Genomic DNA, 21044 nt, shown 5'->3' with positions numbered 1-21044 from the left:
GTGGAAAGACACTGCGCCCCGGGCGCCCGGCTTCTTATCGGTCGCGGGGGGCCAGGGGCGCAGCTCAAGCAGAATTGCTTCGGCTTCGTGAAGAAGCGGGTGAACTACTTCTCGATGATCGCGAGGACGTCGCGAGCCGAGAGGACGAGGTACTCCTCGTTGTTGTACTTCACCTCGGTGCCGCCGTACTTGCTGTAGAGCACGACGTCGCCGACCTTCACGTCGAGCGGAAGACGGTTGCCGTCCTCGAAGCGGCCCGGGCCCACGGCCAGGACGACGCCCTCCTGGGGCTTCTCCTTGGCGGTGTCCGGGATGACCAGGCCAGAGGCCGTGGTCTGCTCGGCGTCGAGCGGCTGGACCACGATGCGGTCCTCGAGCGGCTTGATGGCAACCTTGGTGCTGGCGGTCGTCACGATCCGACCTCCCCCTTCGGAGATCTCACGGGGTTAACTGTCTGAGGTGGCGACCAGGTCGATCCGTCGTCGCGGGTGCCGGACCTGCCCGTCGCTGTGTTGGCACTCTCCAGGGGGGAGTGCCAGACCTGAGACTATGACCGCGATTAGCACTCGGTCAAGCGGAGTGCCAATTGCCTCGTGGCGCGTCGGCGGGCGGGCGCGCTTTGGGGAACGTGTGTTCAAGGTGCTGCGGGTGTGTGTGGGCGTCCCTGGGGGCTGCGCCCCCAGACCCACCGGATCGGCCTGGACGGCCTCGTCCTCAAGCGCCGGACGGGCTGGTTTCACCCAGCCTCCGCTGAAAAAGGGGCACCTCAGAGATAGTCCTGCAGCCTCGCCACCGTCAGGCCCCTTTCCTGGATGGTGCGGAGCAGGCGGGTCGTGCGGTCGCGGAGAGGCGGGCCGTCGAGGTCGTCGTCGTCCGAGGCGACGAGGAGGATGTCGCCGGGGCGCAGTTCGTGGCGGCCGCGGCTGAAGCGCAGGCCGGTGTCGGTCGTGGCGGCGCGCCACAGCACGACCGTCGAGACCCCGCAGTCGGCGGCGGCGCGCAGGGTCGTCGTGTCGTATCTGCCGTAGGGCGGGCGGAAGAGGCGGGGAGTGACGCCGAAGCGGGAGCGGATCTTGTCCCGCTGGCCGCAGATCTCGGCGCGCTGGCCCGCGTAGGGCAGTCCGCGCAGCGAGGGGTGGTCCAGGGTGTGGTTCTGGAGGTCCGCGCCGACCGACATCAGGTGCGCGAAGTGCCCGTACCCCGGTCCGACGACACTGTCCGTGAGGAACATGCTGACGGGCAGCCGCAGTTCACGGACCATGTCGACGAACCGCGGATCCTTCTCCGCGCCGTCGTCGTAGGTGAGGAAGACGACCGGGTCGGAGGTCTTGACCCGGTCCACGACCTCGGGCAGGCCGGTGGACGGGATGGCGCCGGCGCGGCGCGCCGGCGGCTTCGGTGGTGCGGGCAGCGGCGCCCGGAGTCCCCAGCGCCGGTAGGCCTGGTCGACGGCCGCCGGGCTCGGCGGCCGTACGCCCTGTGCCGCCTTGCGGCCGAGCCGTTCGAGCGGGTCGACTGAGGTGGCGCAGCCGGTCAGCAGCGAGGCGGTGAGCAGGGCCACCGCCAGGTTCCGGGGCCGCAGCCTCACAGGTAGTCCTCCAGCCGGGCCACCGCGTACCCGTCGGCCGTGACCTTGTTGAGGAACCGGCGCATGTCGTCGGCCATCGTGCCGTTCCACTCGCCCCGGCCGCGGAAGTGGGTGAGCACGATGTCGCCGGGGCGCAGCCGCTGGTCGTCCTCGCGGAACTCCCAGTGGTCGACGTAGACCTCCTCGTTCCAGATCGGCGCGTACTCGATGCCGCAGGACTTGGCGGCGCGCAGGGTGTCCTGGTTGTAGTTGCCGTAGGGCGGGCGCATCATCCTCGGGCGCTTGCCGAACTGCTTCTCCATGATGTCCTGCGTGTCGCAGATCTCGCGCCGCTGCTCCTCGTAGGACAGGCCCGGCAGGTAGGGGTGGTGCAGGGTGTGGTTGTTGAGGGTGACTCCCGAGGCCTGCATCTTCCGGAAGTAGTCGTAGTCGTCCTTGATCAGGTAGTCGCTGAGGAAGGCCGTGTACGGGATCTTCAGGTCCCGCATCATCTTCAGGAACTCCGGGTCCTTCTCCGCCCCGTCGTCGATGGTGAGGAAGACGACCTTGTCCTTGGTGGGGACCGTGGTGAAGACCGGGGGCAGGTTCCAGTCCTCCTGGTGACTCACCTCGAAACCGGCACGGGCGGTGGCCCTGAGTTTCGCCGTGGGCGGTTTCGGGGGGATCAGCGGGACCTGTTCGAGGCCCCAGCGTCTGGCGGTGGCCGCCCGCTGCGCGTAGGAGGTGTGCAGGCGGTCGGCGTAGGAGCCCGGGGCGGGGGCCGCGGGCGCCTGGTGGCGGGGCTGGCCGGGGGCCGGGCGCACCTGTGCCGCCGGCTCCGCGCAGCCGGAGGCGAGCGTGGTGACGGCGAGCACGGCGAGCCCGCCGCGGATCCGGTTCCTGCGACGCGGGAACCTTTTGGCGCCCTTTTTATCGTTTTGTACTACAAGTCTCATGGCGCCGGATCCTCGCAGGCCACCGCCCCCAACCCGGGGCGACACCGCGGCCGGAGGCACACCATCCACCGACTGGCCCACAATGAGCCGGTGAACGACCACCTCCACGCCTTCGCCTCGCTGCTCACCCCCGAGGGCCGCGCCCTCCTCGACGAGGTGCGCGGCACCGAACCCGCCGACGAACTCGCCGTCGCCACCCGGCTGCGCCGTGAGCACCCCGCCGAACTGGTGTCGGCGGCGCTCGGCCAGGCCCGGCTGCGGCAGCGGGCGGCCGCGAAGTTCGGGGCCGAGGACGCCGGACGGATGTTCTTCACGCCGAACGGGGTGGAGCAGTCGACGCGGGCGAGCGTGGCGGCCCACCGGGCGGGCCGGCTGCGGGAGGCGGGCGTGACGTCGGTGGCGGACCTGTGCTGCGGGATCGGCGGCGACGCGATCGCCCTGGCCCGCGCCGGGATCCGGGTCCTCGCCGTGGACCGGGACCCGCTGACCGCCGCCGCGGCCCGCGCGAACGCCGAGGCGCTCGGGGTGGCGGACCTGATCGAGGTGCGGGAGGCGGACGTCACGGAGGTCGACACGGGGTCGTACGACGCCGTGTTCGTGGATCCGGCCCGCCGGGCGGGCGGAGGGAGGGGCAGCGGGCGGATCTTCGACCCGGAGGCGTACTCGCCGCCGCTGTCCTGGGCCGTGGGCGCCGCGCTCCGGGCGCCCCGCGCGGCCCTGAAGATCGCCCCCGGCATCCCGCACGAGCTGGTCCCGCCGCAGGCCGAGGCCGAGTGGATCTCCGACGGCGGGGACGTGAAGGAGGCGGTGCTGTGGTTCGGCACCGAGCCGGGCCTCGTCCGGGCCACCCTGCTGCCCGGCCCGCGCACCCTGCGCGGCCGCGGCCTGCCCGACCCGCCGGTCCGCACCCCGGGCCAGTACCTCTACGAGCCCGACGGCGCCGTCATCCGCGCCCACCTGGTCGCCGAGGTCGCCCAGGAGCTCGACGGCGGCCTGATCGACGCGACCATCGCGTACGTGACCGCCGACGGCCTCCGCCCCACCCCGTACGCCACCGCCTACGAGATCACCGACCGGCTGCCCTTCAACGTCAAGAAGCTCAGGGCCCTGCTGCGGGAGCGCGAGGTGGGCACGCTGACCGTGAAGAAGCGGGGCTCGGCGGTCGAACCCGAGGAACTGCGCAGGAAGGTCCTGCCGAAGCCGCACGGCAGGAACGCGGCGACGGTGTTCCTCACCCGGGTCGCGGGGGCCCCTGCCATGCTGATCGGCCACCCGGCGGCCTGACGCCCGCGGGAGGCGGCGACCACCCCGCCGGGGCTCCCTCAGCCGTTCTCGGCGGCCCGCCTCAACAGCAGTTCCCGCTCCCGCTCGTTGCGGGCCAGGGACGCCGCCCGTTCGAACTCGGCGCGCGCCTCCGCCGTGCGTCCGAGACGGGCCAGCAGGTCCGCGCGGACGCTGGGCAGCAAGTGGTAGGCGCGCAGGGCGGGTTCGGCAGCCAGGGCGTCGACGATCTCCAGGGCCGGGGCCGGTCCCTCTGCCATCGAAACGGCGACCGCGCGGTTCAGCTCCACGACGGGGGAAGGGGACCGGGCGGCCAGGAGGGCGTACAGGGTGACGATGGCGGGCCAGTCGGTCTCCTCATAGGTGTACGCGCGCGCGTGGCAGGCGGCGATGGCAGCCTGCAGGGCGTACGGACCGGGGGCCCCGGTGGTGTCGGCTCGGGCCAGCGCGGCGACACCACGGGCGATGAGCATGCGGTTCCAGCGACGGCGGTCCTGGTCCTTGAGCAGCACCGGTTCGCCGTGCGGACCGGTGCGGGCGGCGGCGCGGGAGGCCTGGAACTCCAGGAGGGCCACCAGGGCGTGCGCCTCGGGTTCCTTCGGCATCAGGCCGGCCAGCAGCCGGGCCAGGCGCAGTGCGTCCTCGCACAGCCCCGGGCGCAGCCAGTCGTCGCCGGCCGTCGCGGCGTAACCCTCGTTGAAGATCAGGTAGATGACACCGAGGACCGAGCCGAGCCGGGCCTCGCGCTCGGGGCCGTACGGCACCTCGAAGGCGACGTTCCGCTGGGCCAGAAGGCGTTTGGCGCGCACGATCCGCTGGGCGACCGTCGACTCGGGCACGAGGAAGGCGCGGGCGATCTCGGCCGTCGTCAGGCCGCCGAGCAGCCGCAGGGTGAGGGCAGTGCGCGCCTCGGCGGACAGCACGGGGTGGCAGGTGGTGAAGACCAGGCGCAGCAGGTCGTCGTCGATGTCGTCCGGGGCCGAGGGCTCTTCGGGCGGCGGGACCGCCTCCAGGTCCCGGCCGATCTCCTGGAGCTTGCGCGCGTACCGCTCCCGGCGGCGCACCAGGTCGACGGCCCGGCGCCGGGCGGTGGTCATCAGCCAGGCTCCGGGGTTTCCCGGCAACCCGTCCCGGGGCCACTGCTCCAGCGCAGCGACCAGGGCGTCCTGCGTCAGCTCCTCGGCGATGCCGACGTCCCGCACGATCCGGGCGACGGCCGCGACGACCCGCGGCGACTCCAGCCGGAAGACGGTCTCGAGGTCTGCCTCCAGAGCGCCGGGGGGTTCGGTGGGCCGGGCGTGCTGCTGTTCCACAACCCACCATCGAACACCCCCGGCGGCCCTGGGCCAAGGAGCACTCAGCCCTCGGCGATCTCGCGCACCTCGCACGTCACCGTCCAGAACTCCTCGTGCACCTTGAGGAATCGCTTGGCCCACTCGACGGCCTCCGCCATGTCCTTGCACTGCATGAGCGCGTAGCCGCCGACGACCTCCTTCGCCTCCGTGAAGGGCCCGTCGGTGACGGAGATCCGCCCGCCCTCCCAGTGCACCCGGGTGCCCTGCGCGGACGGCATCAGCCCGGCGGTGTCCAGCATCACTCCCGCCTTGGTGACCTCCTCGATCAGTTCCCCCATCCGCTGCATCAGCTCGGGGCTGGGCCCCTCGGCGGGCGCGGTGCTCTCGTCGATCTTCACAAGCGACAGGTAACGCGGCATCGGTGACTCCTCGTCCGGCCGGCGGGGCCTCTCCCCGCCTCTCACCCCGTACGTCGAACAGGGGACGACGGAATCGACACACTCCCCGGAATTTCTTCGGAGATTTTTCCCGATGGACGTTTCAGCAGGTCAGAGGGGTCCGTGGACAAAGGTCACCGCAGCGACGTCCACAGGTTCGCAGCGTCCGGTTCCTGCGCCACCACCCGGTTGGCGTTCCACGGGGCCGTCACCACCGGCATGGTCACCGTCTTCACGTTCTGCGCCGACAGGCCCCGCAGGCTCTCGCCCAGGGTCGTCAGCTCGCCCAGCGAGTCCAGGCCGGTGTCGGTGGTCAGGCTGCCGGTCACCGCGTCGGCGACCCGGTAGAGCCCGGCGGGGTCGTTCAGCAGGTTGGAGTCGGAGATCTGCTCCAGCAGCGCCTTGACCAGCGTCTGCTGGAGGCCTATGCGGCCCAGGTCGCTGCCGTCGCCCACGCCGTACCGGGTGCGGGCCAGGGCGAGGGCGTCGGCGCCGTCCAGATGGTGGGTGCCGGCCTTCAGGTGCAGATGGCTCTTGTCGTCGTCGATGTCCAGCTCGGTGGTGACGGTGACCCCGCCCATCGCGTCCACCAGCTTCGCGAAACCGGAGAAGTCGATCTCGATGTAGTGGTCCATGCGGATGCCGGTGAGCGCCTCGACCGTCTTGACCGCGCACACCGGTCCGCCCACCGCGTAGGCGCTGTTGAACATGGCGTAGTCCGCCACCGCCGTGGAGCCGCCGGACTCCAGCGGGCAGGACGGGCGGGTCACCAGCGTGTCGCGCGGGATGCTCACCACGGTGGCCGAGGCACGGCCCGCGTCGATGTGCACGATCATCGCGGTGTCGGAGCGCGCGCCCTCGCTGTCGCCGCCGCCGAGTTCCTTGTTCTGCGCGCCGCTGCGCGAGTCCGACCCGAGGACCAGGATGTTGAGGGCCCCGCTGGGCAGGTCGGCCGTCCCGGCCGACGGCGCGCTGAGCGGCCTGGGCGGGCGGTCGTCCCCGAGCGCGCTGTTGATGTCCACGCCCTTGATGTTCTGGTTCAGGTGCCAGTACGCGAGGCCCGCCGCCGCGGCACCCAGCACCAGGACGCCCGTCAGTCCGAGTCCCACGGCCCTCAGGGCCCGTGACCGGCGGCCGGCTCCTCCGCCCGCGTCCCCGCTGTCGCCGTCGCTGTCGCCCTGGCCGCTGTCATGTCCCCTGTTGTGTCCCCTCACGGGGAGGAACATACGTCCGACTCAGGCGCGGTCCGACAGTGGGAGGCGCCCATGACCGATTTCTTCGGAAAATCTCATCTTCCGCGAATCTTTGGGCACTTGGGCTTCACTTGGCGGGCGCCGCCGTGCTGCTGCGCACCACCAGACTCGTGGCCAGCTCGACCCGGGTGGCCACCGACGCGTCCTCCTCGCGCCCGAGGTCGAGGACCAGCTTGGCCGCCGCCTCGGCCATCTCCGTCAGCGGCTGCCGCACGGTCGTCAGCGGTGGCCCGACCCAGCGCGCTACCGGCAGGTCGTCGAAGCCCACCACGCTCAGGTCCTCCGGGACACGCAGGCCCAGCTCGCGCGCCGCCTCGTACACGCCGAGCGCCTGGAGGTCGTTGCCCGCGAAGACGGCGGTCGGCCGGTCCTCGCGGCGCAGCAGCTTCAGGCCCAGCCGGTAGCCGGCCTCGTGGTGGAAGTCGCCGGTCACGATCAGCGAGGGGTCCACCGGCAGCCCGGCCGTCTCGAGCGCGGCCCGGTAGCCGTCGACCCGGGCGCGGCTGCACATCATCCGGGAGGGCCCGCTGATCGCGCCGATGCGGGTGTGTCCGAGCTCCACCAGGTGCCGGGTGGCGGCCAGCCCGCCCTGCCAGTTGGTCGCGCCGATCGAGGGCACGTCGGCGCCCGGGTCCCCGGCCGGGTCCATCACCACGAACGGGATGGAGCGGCTGGTCAGCAGCGCCCGCTGGGACTCGTCGAGCCCGGACAGCACCAGGACCACGCCGTGCGGCCGGCGGGCGGCGACCTGGTCGGCCCAGGTCCGCCCGGGAGTGAGCCGGCCCGCGCTCTCGGAGAGCACGACGCTCAGACCGGCGTCCCGCGCCACGTTCTCCACGCCCCGGATGACCTCCATCGCCCAGGCGCTCTCCAGCTCGTGGAAGACGAGGTCGATCAGCGGCGAGCGGGTCGCCTCCGCCCGCCTGCGCCGGTAGCCGTGCGTCCGCAGCAGCTCCTCGACGCGGGAACGGGTGGTCGGGGCGACATCGGCACGACCGTTGAGAACCTTCGAAACAGTCGGAGCCGACACACCGGCCTCGCGGGCGATCTCGGCGAGCGTAGCAGTCTGCGTTCCTGCGGTCTTCGTCGGCTTCATGGTCGCGATCGTATCTCTGCGCGACCTCTTGACGAACCCCCTCGACCGCTTTAGGTTCCCGGAACATTCGAAGTGCCATACGAAACATTCGGCCACTCGAACAGTTCGGCCAGACGAACATTCGGAACACGACATTCGTGAGAGGTGCCGTCACATGGAGTCCTACAGCAGGCGCTGGTTTCTCGGCGCCGGCGCCACCACCCTTATCTCCGCCGCAGGCCTTACCGCCTGCGGTTCCGGCAGCGGCTCCGGCAGCTCGGGCGACACGCTCACGGCGATGGTCTACGGCGACGACGCGGTGAAGGTGCAGAACGCGGCCGTCAAGCGGTTCAACGCCTCCGACGCGGCCAAGAAGGCGAAGGGCAGGATCAAGCTGGAGAAGGTGCCGGGCTCGGACTACCCGGCCAAGCTCCGCACCGCGATGGGCTCGCCGCACGCCCCGGACGTGTTCTTCAACTGGGGCGGCGGCTCCATCAAGGCGTACAAGGACGCGGGCCAGCTGATCGACCTCACCGAAACCATCCAGTCCGACCCGGTCCTCAGGGACGGCTTCCTGCCCTCCGTGCTCGCGGCCGGCGCGCTCAGCGGCCGCAACTACGGCGTCCCGATGCGCGGCATGCAGCCGGTGATGCTGTTCTACAACAAGGCCATGTTCGCCGAGCACAAGCTCCAGCCGCCCACCACCTGGGACCAGTTGCTCGACAACAACGCAAAGCTGAAGAAGGCGGGGATCGCCCCGTTCGCGCTCGGCGGCGCCGACGTCTGGCCGGAACTGATGTGGCTGGAGTACCTGGTGGACCGCATCGGCGGACCCGAGGTCTTCGAGAAGATCAAGAACGGCGACTCCTCCGGCTGGGGGGACCCGGCCGTCCTCAAGGCCGCCGAGACGGTCAAGCAGCTCATCGACGACGGCGCCTTCGGCAAGGGCTTCAGCTCGGTGGCGTACACCAACAAGGGCGCGCCCGCGGTCTTCGCCAAGGGCAAGGCGGCCATGCACCTGATGGGCTCGTGGGAGTACTCCACGCAGCTCGGCGAGTTCCCGGACTTCGCAAAGAAGAACCTGGGCTGGTGTCCGTTCCCCAAGTACGAAGGCGGCGCCGGCGACATCCGCAACGTCGTCGGCAACCCGACCAACTACTGGTCGGTGAACACCCGTACGGCCAACAAGGACGCGGCGATCGCGTTCCTGAAGGAGTGCGCCTCCGAGCAGTACGCCAAGGACCTGATCGCCAACGGCGACATCCCGACCACGGCCAACGCGGCCAAGCTGCTCGACGCCTCCCCGAACCCCGCGTTCGCCAGGTTCCAGTACGAGATGGTGCAGCAGGCCCCCGCGTTCACCCTGAGCTGGGACCAGGCGGTCGACCCGAACATCTCCACGCCGATGCTCACGGAGATCAACAAGCTGTTCGTGGGCAAGTCGACCCCGAGCCAGTTCGTGTCCGCGCTCCAGGGGCTGAAGTGAGTTCGACGGTCTCCACCGGGACGAAGGGCAGGCCTGGGAAGGGCGTGCGGGCCGGTCGCCCGCACGCCGCCTGGGCCCTGCCCGGCGTTCTGTTCTTCGCCTTCTTCGCCATCGCCCCGATGGCCCTGGCCTTCTACCTGTCCTTCACCAAGTGGAACGGCCTGGGCGACCCCGAACCGGTGGGCATGGCCAACTGGCAGAAGCTTCTCCACGATCCGCGCCTGACCCAGTCCATCACGGTGACCGTGCTGCTCACCGTGGTGAGCTGGACCTTCCAGACGGTCGTCTCGCTGCTGCTGGGCGTCTGGGCGGCGGGCCGCCAGCGCAACCGGGCGGTGCTGTCCGCGATCTTCTTCACGCCGTTCCTGCTGTCCTCGACGGCGATCGCGCTGCTCTTCTACTCGCTGCTCGACCCGAACTTCGGCATCATCCGCGGGGACACGTTCGGCTCGACGTCCGGCGCCTTCCTGGCGATCGTCTTCGTCGGCGGCTGGCAGTTCATCCCCTTCCACACCCTGATCTACCAGGGCGGGGCGCGGCAGATCCCCGAGGTCCTGTACCAGGCCGCGGCCATCGACGGCGCCGGCCGCTACCGCCAGTTCTTCTCGATCACCCTGCCCCAGCTCCGCAACACGGCGACCACGTCCAGCGTGCTGATGATCGTCGGCTCGCTCACCTACTTCGAGACCGTCCTGATCCTGACCCAGGGCGGCCCCGGGACGGACACCGCGATCCTGCCGTACCTGATGTACGAGGCGGGCTTCAAGAGCTACGACTTCGGCTACGCGAGCGCGATCGCGTCCTTCCTCGTCGTGGCCGCCACCGCGCTGTCGCTGCTGCTGGTCCGGCTGACCGGCTTCGGCGCCATGCGCAGCACCAGGGAAGGAATGTGACGAGGTGTCACACGATACGCTGCCGCGCCGTCCGCTGGACGCCCCCGAGGCGGGGGTGACCGCGGCACCCGCGCACCGCCGCCGCCACTGGACCAGGCGCGCGAACCCGCTGGCCGGCCTCGGCTCGGTGATCTGGCTGGTCGTCGTGATCATCCCGATCTACGCGATGATCTCGACCTCGCTGACCCGGCAGGACGAGTCGCTGGGCAACGCCCTCGACCCGCCCAGGCACCCGACCCTGGACAACTACAACACCGTCCTGCACAGCGGGTTCGGTCATCTCCTCGCCAACACGATCACCGTCGCGGCGGCGGTGGTGGCCATCGTCCTCGTGCTGTGCGTCCCGCTCGCCTACGTCGCCGTCCGCACCCGCAGTTTCTGGTCGGGCGCGGCCTTCCGCATGTTCCTGCTCGGGGTCGCGATCCCGGCCCAGGCGGTCGTCGTACCGCTCTACCTGATGATCGCCAAGCTGAACCTCTACGACAGCCTGCTCGCGGTCGCCCTGCCGACGGCGGCGTTCGCGATGCCGGTCTCGACGCTCATCCTCACCGGCACCCTGCGGGACATCTCCGAGGAGCTCTACGAGGCGATGGCGCTGGACGGCGCCTCCCCCACCAGGATGCTGTTCCAACTGGTCATCCCGATGTCCAAGGGCGGCATCGGCACGGTCGTCGTCTACTCCGCCCTCCAGGCCTGGAACGGCTTCCTCTTCCCGCTGATCTTCACCCAGTCCGACGGCCCGCGCGTGCTGACCCTCGGCCTGTTCAACTACGTGAGCGAGTTCGGCGTGAACATCCCCGCACTGCTCGCCTCCGTCGTCCTCTCCGGCATCCCGATCTTCGCCGTCTACCTGGTGGCCCGGCGCGCCCTCGTGGGCGGCCTGATGGGCGTGGGCGGCAAGTGACCCGGACCGATGGGCGGCAGCCGAATCCCCCCTCAGTGACAGACCCGACAGGAGTTTCATGACCACCGCCCCCTGGCGCGACCCCGCCCTGTCCGCCGCCGCCCGCGTCGACGACCTGCTCTCCCGGATGACCATCGAGGAGAAGGTCGCCCAGCTCTACGGCGTGTGGGTGGGCGCCGCGACGGACGGTGACGGCGTCGCTCCGCACCAGCAGCAGATGAACACGGACTACGACTGGGACGAGCTGATCACCCTCGGGCTCGGTCAGCTCACCCGCTCCTTCGGCACCGCCCCCGTGGACCCTGCGCTGGGCGCGCAGGCACTGGCCCGCGCCCAGCGCAGGATCGCCGAGGCCGGCCGCTTCGGCATCCCCGCCGTCGCCCACGAGGAGTGCCTGGCCGGCTTCACCGCCTGGGGCGCGACCGCCTACCCGGTCCCGCTGGCGTGGGGTGCCACGTTCGACCCGGAGCTGGTGGAGCAGATGGCCGGACGCATCGGGCAGGACATGCGCTCGGTGGGCGTGCACCAGGGGCTCGCGCCCGTCCTCGACGTGGTCCGCGACCTCCGCTGGGGCCGGGTCGAGGAGACGGCCGGCGAGGACCCGTACCTGGTCGGCACGATCGGCAGCGCGTACGTGCGGGGTCTGGAGTCGGCGGGGATCGTGTCCACGCTGAAGCACTTCGCCGGGTACGCCTCCTCGGTGGGCGCCCGCAATCTGGCCCCGGTGCGGGCCGGCACCCGGGAGTTCGCCGACGTCACGCTCCCGCCCTTCGAGATGGCGCTGCGCGAGGGCGGCGCGCGCTCGGTGATGGCCGCGTACACGGAGACGGACGGCGTACCGGCCTCGGCGGACCCGTGGCTGCTCACCGAGCTGCTGCGCGAGCAGTGGGGTTTCACCGGCACGGTGGTCGCCGACTACTTCGCCATCGACTTCCTGCGGACCCTGCACCGGGTCGCCGGCACCCCCGCCGAGTCGGCCCACCTGGCCCTGGCCGCCGGGATCGACGTGGAACTGCCGACGCTGAAGTGCTACGGCAAGGAACTGGTCGCGGCGGTCCAGGACGGCACGGTCGCGGAGTCCCTGGTGGAGCGCGCGGCCCGCCGTGTCCTGCTCCAGAAGTGCGAACTGGGCCTGCTGGACGAGGACTGGGCCGCGGACACCCCCGCCGAGGCGATCGACCTGGACTCGGCGGAGAACCGGGCCGTGGCCCGCCGGGTGGCCGAGGAGTCGGTGGTGCTCCTGGCCAACCCGGACGGGGTGCTGCCCCTCTCCCCCGACACCCAGATCGCGGTCGTCGGCCCCCGGGCGGCGGACGCCCTGGCGATGCTGGGCTGCTACTCCTTCCCCTCCCACGTGGGCACCCAGCACCCCGAGGTGCCCATGGGCATCGAGATCCCCACCCTGCTGGACGCCCTGCGCGGCGAACTGCCCGACGCGAAGGTCACGTTCACGGAGGGCTGCGGTGTCTTGGAGCCGGACACCGCGGGCTTCGAGGAGGCGGTCGCACGGGCGCGGGAGGCGGACGTGGTCGTGGCCGTCCTCGGCGACCGCTCGGGCCTGTTCGGCCGGGGCACGTCGGGCGAGGGCTGCGACGTGGCGGACCTCGCGCTGCCCGGCGTGCAGGGCGCGCTGCTCGACGCGCTGGTGGATACGGGCGTCCCGGTCGTCCTCGTGCTGCTCACCGGCCGCCCCTACGCGCTCGGCCGCTGGGACGGGCGGCTCGGCGCGGCCGTCCAGGCGTTCTTCCCGGGTGAGGAGGGCGGTCCTGCGGTCGCGGGCGTCCTGTCGGGACGTGTGAACCCCTCGGGCCGGCTGCCGGTGAGCGTGCCGCGCGGGCCCGGTGGCCAGCCGTGGACGTACCTCCAGCCGCCGCTGGGCCTGGCGGGCGAGGTGAGCAACCTGGACCCGACCCCGCTGTACCCGTTCGGGCACGGGGTGTCCTACACGGCGTTCGAGTGGTCGGACTTCCAGGGCAACGATGTCATCGGGACCGGCACGGAGATCGGCACGGACGGCTCGTACGACGTCTCGCTGACCGTGCGCAACGCCGGTGAGCGGGCCGGCGCGGAGGTCGTGCAGCTCTACCTGCACGACCCTGTGGCCTCGGTGACCCGCCCGGACGTCCGCCTGGTCGGCTACCGGCGGCTGGAACTGGACCCCGGCGAGTCCCGCCGCGTGACCTTCCGCTTCCACGCGGACCTGTCCGCGTTCACCGACCGCACGGGGCGGCGCGTGGTGGAGCCGGGCGCGCTGGAACTCCGCGTGGCCGCGTCGGCGTCGGACGTCCGCCACACGGCGCACCTGACCCTGACGGGTCCGGTGCGGGAGGTTGGCGCGGAGCGCCGCCTGCACTGCGAGACGGAAGTCTCGCCGACGCCCTGACCCACCCCTGGGGGCTGCCGCCCCCAGCCCCCCGCTTCGGCCTGAACGGCCTCGTCCTCAAACGCCGGACGGGCTGAAAAACCCAGCCCAGCCGGCGCCCACCGAGACGGGTGAGAGGGAAGCGGGGGCGCAGGGGCAAAGCCCCTGCTGGAGTTTGGGGCGGAGCCCCGGGGACGGCCTCGAACCACTCAGTTGGAGGGTGGGAACTCAGGGGTGCAGCGGGCGAAGCGTCCGCCGGGGCCTGCGGCGGAGCCCCAAGGACCGGGCTCGAACCACTCAACTACCGAGACGGGAAAGCGGGGGTGCAGGGGGCGAAGCCCCCGCCCGGGGCTTGGGACGGGGCCCCAGGGGTCGGACTCGAACTGCTCAACTCACCGAGACGGGTGGGAGGGGTGGGAAAGCAAGGGGTGCAGGGGGCAAAGCCCCCACCGGGCCTGCGGCGGAGCCCCAAGGACCGGGCCCGAACCACTCAACTACCGAGACGGGAAAGCGGGGGTGCAGGGGGCGAAGCCCCCGCCCGGGATTGGGGCGGAGCCCCAGGGGCCGGACTCGAACTGCTCAACTCACCGAGACGGGTGGGCGGGTGGGAAAGCAGGGGTTTGGGGCGGAGCCCCAAAACTGAAACTCCGCCCCCGGTGCAACCGGGGGCGGAGTTTTGTCGAGCGCCGGGCAGGCCTTGCACCTGCATCTCCCCGCAGGAAGCGGGACGTCTTTCCTTGGACCACCAACGCACTGCTCGCGGGCCTCAGTTGGCCGCTTGCGTGTGATGATCATAGCCCGCCGGAAGGGCCGGAGGCCAATCAGCCCTCTTGGCCCCCGCCCACCGACTCGAACCGCCAGCGGTGCACGGCCCGCGTGACCAGCTCCCCCGAAGGCTCGGGAAGTTCCGGCAGCTCGGCGGTGAGCTCCGCGTCCCACCACGTGATGACCAGCACCCGGTCCTGCGGGGCACGGAAGGTCTCCCGCCGCAGCGGCCGCGGCACGAGCTCCTGCCGCCGCGCCCAGGCGAGCAGTTCCTCCCCCCGGCCCGCGACCGCCCGTGCCTCCCACATCAGCGCCACCGTCACGGGTACAGGTTCTCCTTGCTGACCTCGTGCACATGGTCATGGTCATGGCCGTGCCCGGTACCCGGCACATGCGGGTCCGTCACCGGCAGGGACGAGTCCGCCGACAGGTCCCAAGCGGAGGCCGCGCGGCCCCGCGAGACCATCTCGGCGCCCAGCGCCGCGACCATCGCTCCGTTGTCCGTGCACAGCTTGGGCCGGGGCACGCGCAATCGGATCCCGGCCGCCTCGCACCGCTCCTGCGCCAGGACCCGCAGCCGCGAGTTCGCGGCCACGCCGCCCCCGATCATCAGGTGGTCGACGCCCGCGTCCTTGCAGGCCCGTACGGCCTTGCGGGTCAGCACGTCCACCACCGCCTCCTGGAAGGACGCGGCCACGTCGCGCACCGGCACGTCCTCCCCGGCCGCCCGCTTGGCCTCGATCCAGCGGGCCACCGCCGTCTTCAGACCGGAGAAGGAGAAGTCGTAGGCGGGGTCGCGCGGCCCCGACAGCCCGCGCGGGAAGGCGATCGCCGCCGGGTCGCCCTCCTTGGCGTACCGGTCGATGACGGGCCCGCCGGGAAAGCCCAGGTTCAGCACACGCGCGATCTTGTCGAAGGCCTCGCCCGCCGCGTCGTCGATCGTGGCGCCCATGGGACGTACGTCCGAGGTGATGTCCGTGGACAGCAGCAGCGAGGAGTGCCCGCCGGACACCAGCAGCGCCATCGTGGGCTCCGGCAGCGGGCCGTGCTCCAACTGGTCCACGCAGATGTGCGAGGCGAGGTGGTTGACGCCGTACAGCGGCTTGCCGAGGGCGTAGGCGTACGCCTTGGCGGCCGAGACGCCGACGAGCAGGGCGCCGGCCAGGCCGGGTCCCGCGGTGACCGCGATGCCGTCCAGGTCCCGGGCGCCGACCCCCGCCTCCTTCAGCGCCCGCTCGATGGTCGGCACCATCGCCTCCAGGTGGGCCCGGGACGCCACCTCCGGGACGACCCCGCCGAACCGGGCGTGCTCGTCGACGCTGGAGGCGACCGCGTCGGCCAGCAGGGTGGTGCCGCGGACGATGCCGACGCCGGTCTCGTCGCAGGAGGTCTCGATGCCGAGGACGAGCGGCTCGTCCCTCAAGTCAGTCATGGATCTCGGTTCCTTGTACACCGTTGACGGAGGTTCCCGGGTCGGACAGGCGCATCACCACGGCGTCCACGTTCCCCGGCTGGTAGTAGCCGCGCCGGAAGCCGATGGGCTCGAAGCCGAAGCGCTCGTAGAGCTTCTGCGCGCGGACGTTGTCCACGCGGCACTCGAGCATCACCTCCGCGCACTCGAAGGCGGTCGCGGCCCGCAGCAGCTCGGTCAGCAGCCGGGCGCCGAGCCCGGTGCCCCAGTGGTCGCGGGCGACGGCGATGGTCTGCACGTCGCCCTGCCCGCCGGAGGCGACCAGCCCGGCGTACCCCACGAGCCGGTCGTCCTCCTCGGCCACCAGGTAGCGCCGGGTCGCGTCCGGGCCCCTGGAGTGCGCCAGCTCGGACCAGAACATGCCCCGGGACCAGGCGTCCTCGGGGAACAGGTCCTTCTCCAGTTCCAGCACCGGGTCGATGTCCCACCAGCGCATCTCGCGCAGCATGCACCGGGCGGACCCGGTCGTCGTCCGTCCCGTCACTTGGGGGTGACCACCTTGTAGTTCTTGGGCACCTGGGCGTCCGGCCGGCGCAGGTACAGCGGCCGGGGCGCGGGCAGCTCCTCCCCGGCGGCCAGTCTCTCGGCGGCCAGCGAGGCGAGGGCGGCGGCCGACACGTGTTCGGGCTCGTGCGCCTGCGGGAAGGTCTCCGGGTAGAGCAGCGCGCCCGCGCCGACCGCGGGCAGGCCCCTGACCTGGTCGGCGATGGCTGCGGGCCGGTCCACGGCCGGGTCGGTGACCCGGGTGCGCGAGTCGGCGTAGCGGGCCCAGTAGACCTCCTTGCGGCGGGCGTCGGTCGCCACGACGAAGGGGCCGGGGACGTCGGCCGCGTAGGCGAGGCCGTCGAGCGTGCACAGGCCGTGCACCGGCACGCCGAGGGCGAGTCCGAGGGTGTCGGCGGTCATCAGGCCGACGCGCAGACCGGTGTACGGGCCGGGCCCGACACCGGCGACGACGCCCGTGACGGCGTCCAGCTTGAGCCCGGCCTCGGCGAGCACCCGGTCGACGGCCGGCAGCAGGAGCTCTCCGTGCCGGCGCGCGTCCACCTGGCTGGAGGAGGCGATGACGGCCGTACCGTCGTGCAGGGCGACGGTGACGGCGGGGGTGGCGGTATCCAGAGCGAGCAAGAGCACGCAAACAGCCTACGGCTCCCGCGCCTCCGGCACGGCCGCCCCGGTCGGACGGATGACGGCTGCTACGGTCGCCGCGGGACGGCTGGTACGACCGATGCGGAGGTGGACGACCGTGGCACGGAGCAGTACGGGGTTCGTGGCCGGGCTCACCGCCGCGGCCGTCCTCACGGTCGGTTTCCTCGCCTACCAGGCGCACGCGACCGTGCCGCGGAACCTGAGCGGCCGTCCCGGCCCGATGGCGACGCACGCGGCGGGCGCCTCCAAGGCGCCCCGCGACCAGCGGCGCCCGACCGCCCTGCCCGGCGGCTCCGGAACCGGCGAGCGGGTCGTGTACTCGCTGGACGACGACCGGGTGTGGCTGGTCGGCGCGGACGGGACGGTCCAGAACACCTTCAAGGTCAGCCCCGGCAACGTCGACCCGGCGCCCGGGACCTACGCGGTCGCGTCCCGTTCGAAGGCGATCACCGGGACCGACGGCGTCCCCGTCGAGCACGTCGTGCGTTTCACCACCACGGGCGGGGTGGTCATCGGCTTCAGCGCGGCGGTGGACGGCTCCTGGCCGACGTCCGACCCGGCGATCAGGACCGGCGGCATCCGCGAGTCCCGGGCGGACGGCGAGACGATGTGGATGTTCGCGACGATCGGGCAGAAGGTCGTCGTCATCCGCTGAGGCCGCGGCTCACCGGTGCTGCGGCTTCCGCCGCCCGGAAGTCATCCGATAGGGCTACGCCGCTTCGCGGGTCTCCTCCACCGTGCGGGGGTCCGCCGGTTCCGGCGCGCGCGGCGGCCGGGAGATCGCCTCGGCGGCGGCGCAGGAGGCCAGCAGGTCGTGCATGGACACACCGCCCGCCGCATACGGCCGCGGCTTCGACAGGTGCCGCTGCTGCTGTTCTTTGCTCTCCATGGCCGACATGGACGCCTCCTGGGGGTCGGGGGCGGACGTGGTTAGGCGCGCCTAACCACGGGCTGACCACCATGTGACCACGCCCGGAGCACCCTGCGCAAGAATTTGCCGACGTCCTGTCGGAAAGTGGGACGGCGCTCAGGCGGTCAGAACGCCCAGGTCGGCGGTGGACCACCGGTCGCCGATCCCCGTCACGGTCACGTGCCGCACCTCGTCCGTGGTGTCCCCGACGGCCCGGTGGATCAGGACCTGGAGCCGCTCGTCGGTCAGCTCCTCGACCTTGCCCTCGCCCCACTCCACGACGACCACCGAGTCCGGCAGCGACACGTCGAGGTCGAGGTCCTCCATCTCGTCGAGCCCGCCCGACAGGCGGTAGGCGTCGACGTGGACGAGCGGCGGTCCGTCGCCCAGGGACGGGTGCACCCGGGCGATCACGAAGGTCGGGGAGGTGACGGCGCCGCGCACGTCGAGCCCCTCGCCGAGGCCGCGGGTCAGCGTGGTCTTGCCCGCGCCGAGCTCTCCGCTGAGCATCACGAGGTCGCCCGCGCGCAGCAGCTTGGCCAGCCGGCGGCCCAGCTCGCGCATCTGCTCGGGGGCGTTGACGGTGATCTCGACGGACCCGGGGTCAGGGGTGTGCCGTGCTGCTGGTGCTTCCATAGCCATCAACGGTAGTGCCTGCCGGGACCGCGCCCGCGCGGGCGAGCAGGTCGGCGAGGCGGTCCGTGACGACCTCCGGATGCTCCAGGACGACCAGGTGCCCGGCGTCCGGGACCAGCACCAGCTCCGCCTCGGGGAGCAGGTCGGCGATGGCCTCGCTGTGCTCGCTGGGCGTGACCAGGTCCTGCACCCCGGCCAGGACCAGCACCGGCATGTCGGCGAAGAGGGCGAGCGCCTCGGTCTTGTCGTGGTCGGTGAAGGCCGGGTAGAACTCGGCGACCACGTCGATCGGCGTGCTCTCGATCATCCGCTCGGCGAACCGGGCGACCGCCGGGTCGATGTCCCGGCCGGCGAACGAGTACCGCTTGATGACGCCGGCGAACAGGTCCGCGGTGGCCCGCCGTCCCCTCTCCACCAGCTCGGCGCGTTGCCCGAGCGCCTTGAGCACGCCGGGTAGCACCCGGCGCACCGCGTTGACGCCGGCCACCGGCAGTCCGAAGTTGACCTCGCCGAGCCGTCCGGAGGAGGTGCCGACGAAGGCGGTGGCGACGACCCGTTCGCGGATCAGCTCGGGGTACTGGGAGGCCAGCGCCATCATCGTCATGCCGCCCATGGAGTGCCCGACGAGCACGAGGGGCCCCTCGGGCGCGGCGGCGTCTATGACGGCCTTCAGATCGCGGCCGAGCTGGTCGATGGTCAGTTCCACGCCGTCGCGGCTCTGGGCGAGTCCCCGCGCGGACCGGCCGTGGCTGCGCTGGTCCCAATGGACGGTGCGGACGACTCCGCGCAGTGCGGCGCGCTGGAAGTGCCAGGAGTCCTGGCTGAGGCAGTAGCCGTGGCTGAAGACGACGGTGACGGGGGCGGGGGCCTTGCGGCCGAAGAGCCGCCGGCGGCGCGGGCCGAGGTTCGCGGTGGCGTCGGGGTCGATGTCGTCGACCTCGTAGTGGAGCTCGGTGCCGTCGTCCGACAGGGCCTTCCCCGGCGTGCCGCGCAGGGCGCCGTAGGGGCCCACCGAGTCCAGGGCGAGCCGGGCCTTGCGGCGTATGCCGCGGCCGACGGTCATCCGCTCGATGGCCACGCCGGCGGCGGCGCCCGCCGCCACCACGCCTATCGCCGCGCCGGCGATGCCGGTCACCCGCCGCCAGCCGCCGGCCGCCTCCGCGGCAGAGGCGGCGGCCGCCGTGGCGGCCTTCGCGACGGCCCCCGCACTGCTCTCGCTCACGTACCGCTCCTCTTTTCGCCGTACTGCTGTTCGCTTCAGTGGCCGACGCCGGTCCCGGTGGGTGCGGAGGGTGCCGCCGTCCCGCGCGGGGTGCCGTGCCGCGGCCGGGTGCCCGGGCGGATCACCCGTCCTGCGCGGCCCGCTCCCCGCCCTCTGCCCCGTCCGGCTCCTCGTTGACATAGACGCGCGGGACGCGCGTTCCGATGCGCGTGACGATCTCGTACGCGATGGTCCCGGCGGCCTGCGCCCAGTCCTCCGCGGTGGGCTCGCCGCGGTCGCCGGGGCCGAAGAGCACGGCCTCGGAGCCGATCTCGGGCTCGTCGCCGCCGAGGTCGACCACGAACTGGTCCATGGCGACCCGTCCGGCGACCGTACGCCACTTGCCTCCGACCAGGACCGGCCCGGTGCCGGACGCGTGCCGCGGGATGCCGTCCGCGTAGCCGACGGGCACCAGGCCGAGGGTGGTCTCGCCTGGGGTGACGTAGTGGTGCCCGTAGCTGATGCCGTGGCCGCCCGGCACGTGCTTCACCAGGGCGAGCGAGGCGGACAGCGTCATGGCGGGGCGCAGCCCGAAGTCGGCGGGGGTGCCGAGTTCGGCGCTGGGCGAGACGCCGTAGACGGCGATCCCGGCGCGGACGAGGTCGAAGTGGGTCTCGGGGAGGGTGAGCGCGGCGGGCGAGTTGGCGATGTGCCGCACCTCCGGGCGCAGACCGCGCTGTCCGGCGTGGGCGGTCATCTCGCAAAAGAGGCCGAGCTGCGCGGCGATGGAGGGGTGGCCCGGTTCGTCGGCGCAGGCGAAGTGGGACCACAGCCCGGTGACCCGGATCAGTCCCTCGGTCTCGGCGCGCAGGGCCTCGGTGACGAGTTCCGGCCAGTCGGCGGGCTGGCAGCCGTTGCGGCCGAGCCCGGTGTCGGCCTTCAGCTGCACGCGCGCGGGACGGCCGGCCTGCCGGGCGGCCTCGCGGACCTCCGCCAGGGCCCACAGGTCGCTCACGGACATGTCGAGGTCGGCCTCGATCGCCTCCCGCCAGGGCCCGCCCGGCGTCCACAGCCAGCACATGATCCGCGCCCGCTCGGGCGACAGACCGGCCGCGCGCAGGGCGAACGCCTCCTCGGGCGTGGCGGTGCCCAGCCAGGTCGCCCCGGCTTCGACGGCCGCGCGGGCGCACGGGACCGCGCCGTGACCGTAGGCGTCGGACTTGACCACGGCCATGACGGCGGCGCCGGCCACGCGGTCGCGCAGGGCCCGCACGTTGGCCCGTACGGCGGCCAGATCGATCTCGGCACGGGCACGCAGCGGCGCCGTGGGTGGGTGTGCTGTGTCGTTCATCGCGCCCCCAGTGTCTCAGAGGCACCGGACGGCCATTCGAGAAGTGGGTCGG

21 protein-coding genes and 1 tRNA gene are annotated in these 21044 nt (G+C 72.2%); 6 read left to right on the top strand and 16 right to left on the bottom strand.

What is annotated here, in order from left to right; translation table 11 throughout:
• Positions 1-104 precede the first annotated feature (104 nt).
• From groES to ACF09J_RS22095, 3 genes are all read right to left on the bottom strand, one after another.
• Positions 105-413 carry a co-chaperone GroES gene (gene groES, locus ACF09J_RS22105; RefSeq protein WP_100569792.1) on the bottom strand — a complete coding sequence of 103 codons (309 nt, stop codon included), beginning with the start codon at positions 411-413 and terminating at the stop codon, positions 105-107.
• Between the two features lie 353 nt (positions 414-766).
• Positions 767-1582 carry a polysaccharide deacetylase family protein gene (locus ACF09J_RS22100; protein WP_392307188.1) on the bottom strand — a complete coding sequence of 272 codons (816 nt, stop codon included), beginning with the start codon at positions 1580-1582 and terminating at the stop codon, positions 767-769.
• A 2-nt stretch (positions 1583-1584) separates the two neighbouring features.
• Complete coding sequence (locus ACF09J_RS22095) at positions 1585-2523, bottom strand: polysaccharide deacetylase family protein (protein ID WP_392307134.1); 939 nt, start codon at positions 2521-2523, stop codon at positions 1585-1587.
• Here ACF09J_RS22095 and ACF09J_RS22090 point away from each other — a divergent pair.
• Positions 2506-3807 carry a methyltransferase domain-containing protein gene (locus tag ACF09J_RS22090; protein WP_392307133.1) on the top strand — a complete coding sequence of 434 codons (1302 nt, stop codon included), beginning with the start codon at positions 2506-2508 and terminating at the stop codon, positions 3805-3807. The genes ACF09J_RS22095 and ACF09J_RS22090 overlap by 18 nt on opposite strands.
• A 38-nt stretch (positions 3808-3845) precedes the next feature.
• Here the strand turns inward: ACF09J_RS22090 and ACF09J_RS22085 are convergent, their stop codons facing one another.
• The 4 genes from ACF09J_RS22085 to ACF09J_RS22070 form a co-directional block, all read right to left on the bottom strand.
• Positions 3846-5117, bottom strand: coding sequence for an RNA polymerase sigma factor (locus ACF09J_RS22085; protein WP_392307132.1), 1272 nt, complete (start codon positions 5115-5117; stop codon positions 3846-3848).
• Between the two features lie 44 nt (positions 5118-5161).
• Entirely contained in the window at positions 5162-5518 is a 357-nt protein-coding gene (locus ACF09J_RS22080; RefSeq protein WP_392307131.1) for a YciI family protein, read from the bottom strand.
• 152 nt (positions 5519-5670) lie between these two features.
• Positions 5671-6762, bottom strand: a complete 1092-nt coding sequence (locus tag ACF09J_RS22075; RefSeq protein ID WP_392307130.1) for an LCP family protein — start codon at positions 6760-6762, stop codon at positions 5671-5673.
• A gap of 94 nt (positions 6763-6856) precedes the next feature.
• On the bottom strand, positions 6857-7885 hold the full coding sequence (locus ACF09J_RS22070) for a LacI family DNA-binding transcriptional regulator (RefSeq protein WP_392307129.1): 1029 nt from the start codon (positions 7883-7885) through the stop codon (positions 6857-6859).
• 154 nt (positions 7886-8039) lie between these two features.
• Here ACF09J_RS22070 and ACF09J_RS22065 point away from each other — a divergent pair, with 154 nt between their 5' ends.
• From ACF09J_RS22065 to ACF09J_RS22050, 4 genes are read left to right on the top strand one after another with little or no spacing between them, the layout of a single operon-like run.
• Positions 8040-9350 (top strand): ABC transporter substrate-binding protein, encoded by a 1311-nt coding sequence (locus ACF09J_RS22065; protein WP_392307128.1) that lies wholly within the window; start codon positions 8040-8042, stop codon positions 9348-9350.
• Positions 9347-10243, top strand: a complete 897-nt coding sequence (locus ACF09J_RS22060) for a carbohydrate ABC transporter permease (RefSeq protein ID WP_392307127.1) — start codon at positions 9347-9349, stop codon at positions 10241-10243. The genes ACF09J_RS22065 and ACF09J_RS22060 overlap by 4 nt, the downstream gene beginning before the upstream one ends.
• A gap of 4 nt (positions 10244-10247) precedes the next feature.
• Positions 10248-11147 (top strand): carbohydrate ABC transporter permease, encoded by a 900-nt coding sequence (locus ACF09J_RS22055; protein WP_392307126.1) that lies wholly within the window; start codon positions 10248-10250, stop codon positions 11145-11147.
• Positions 11148-11205: 58 nt separating this feature from the next.
• A complete protein-coding gene (locus ACF09J_RS22050) occupies positions 11206-13530 on the top strand; it encodes a glycoside hydrolase family 3 N-terminal domain-containing protein (RefSeq protein ID WP_392307125.1) in 2325 nt (774 codons plus the stop codon).
• A 661-nt stretch (positions 13531-14191) separates the two neighbouring features.
• Here the strand turns inward: ACF09J_RS22050 and ACF09J_RS22045 are convergent.
• The 5 genes from ACF09J_RS22045 to tsaB all read right to left on the bottom strand — a co-directional run bounded on the left by ACF09J_RS22045 (position 14192) and on the right by tsaB (position 16879).
• Positions 14192-14261 (bottom strand) — tRNA-Arg (locus ACF09J_RS22045).
• A 69-nt stretch (positions 14262-14330) separates the two neighbouring features.
• Positions 14331-14597, bottom strand: a complete 267-nt coding sequence (locus ACF09J_RS22040) for a hypothetical protein (protein ID WP_392307124.1) — start codon at positions 14595-14597, stop codon at positions 14331-14333.
• Positions 14594-15706: a tRNA (adenosine(37)-N6)-threonylcarbamoyltransferase complex transferase subunit TsaD gene (gene tsaD, locus ACF09J_RS22035; protein WP_392307123.1), complete on the bottom strand. Its 1113-nt coding sequence runs from the start codon at positions 15704-15706 to the stop codon at positions 14594-14596. Before tsaD ends, ACF09J_RS22040 begins: the two co-directional genes overlap by 4 nt.
• On the bottom strand, positions 15699-16193 hold the full coding sequence (gene rimI / locus ACF09J_RS22030) for a ribosomal protein S18-alanine N-acetyltransferase (protein ID WP_392307187.1): 495 nt from the start codon (positions 16191-16193) through the stop codon (positions 15699-15701). The genes tsaD and rimI overlap by 8 nt, the downstream gene beginning before the upstream one ends.
• A gap of 32 nt (positions 16194-16225) precedes the next feature.
• Positions 16226-16879 carry a tRNA (adenosine(37)-N6)-threonylcarbamoyltransferase complex dimerization subunit type 1 TsaB gene (gene tsaB, locus ACF09J_RS22025; protein ID WP_392307122.1) on the bottom strand — a complete coding sequence of 218 codons (654 nt, stop codon included), beginning with the start codon at positions 16877-16879 and terminating at the stop codon, positions 16226-16228.
• Between the two features lie 94 nt (positions 16880-16973).
• Here tsaB and ACF09J_RS22020 point away from each other — a divergent pair, with 94 nt between their 5' ends.
• Entirely contained in the window at positions 16974-17549 is a 576-nt protein-coding gene (locus ACF09J_RS22020) for a hypothetical protein (RefSeq protein WP_392307186.1), read from the top strand.
• Between the two features lie 54 nt (positions 17550-17603).
• Here the strand turns inward: ACF09J_RS22020 and ACF09J_RS22015 are convergent, their stop codons facing one another.
• The 4 genes from ACF09J_RS22015 to alr all read right to left on the bottom strand — a co-directional run bounded on the left by ACF09J_RS22015 (position 17604) and on the right by alr (position 20992).
• Positions 17604-17792: a hypothetical protein gene (locus ACF09J_RS22015; protein ID WP_392307121.1), complete on the bottom strand. Its 189-nt coding sequence runs from the start codon at positions 17790-17792 to the stop codon at positions 17604-17606.
• Between the two features lie 129 nt (positions 17793-17921).
• Positions 17922-18440, bottom strand: a complete 519-nt coding sequence (tsaE, locus tag ACF09J_RS22010) for a tRNA (adenosine(37)-N6)-threonylcarbamoyltransferase complex ATPase subunit type 1 TsaE (protein WP_392307120.1) — start codon at positions 18438-18440, stop codon at positions 17922-17924.
• Positions 18409-19662, bottom strand: a complete 1254-nt coding sequence (locus tag ACF09J_RS22005) for an alpha/beta fold hydrolase (protein ID WP_392307119.1) — start codon at positions 19660-19662, stop codon at positions 18409-18411. The genes tsaE and ACF09J_RS22005 overlap by 32 nt, the downstream gene beginning before the upstream one ends.
• 121 nt (positions 19663-19783) lie before the next feature.
• Positions 19784-20992 carry an alanine racemase gene (gene alr / locus ACF09J_RS22000; RefSeq protein ID WP_392307118.1) on the bottom strand — a complete coding sequence of 403 codons (1209 nt, stop codon included), beginning with the start codon at positions 20990-20992 and terminating at the stop codon, positions 19784-19786.
• Between the last annotated feature and the right edge of the window lie 52 nt (positions 20993-21044).

Origin of the sequence: Streptomyces sp. NPDC014889 (genome assembly GCF_043081205.1) — a bacterium.
GTDB lineage: Bacteria > Actinomycetota > Actinomycetes > Streptomycetales > Streptomycetaceae > Streptomyces.
Note: the sequence above shows the minus strand (reverse complement) of the source record. Positions and strands in the feature narration are given on the sequence as shown.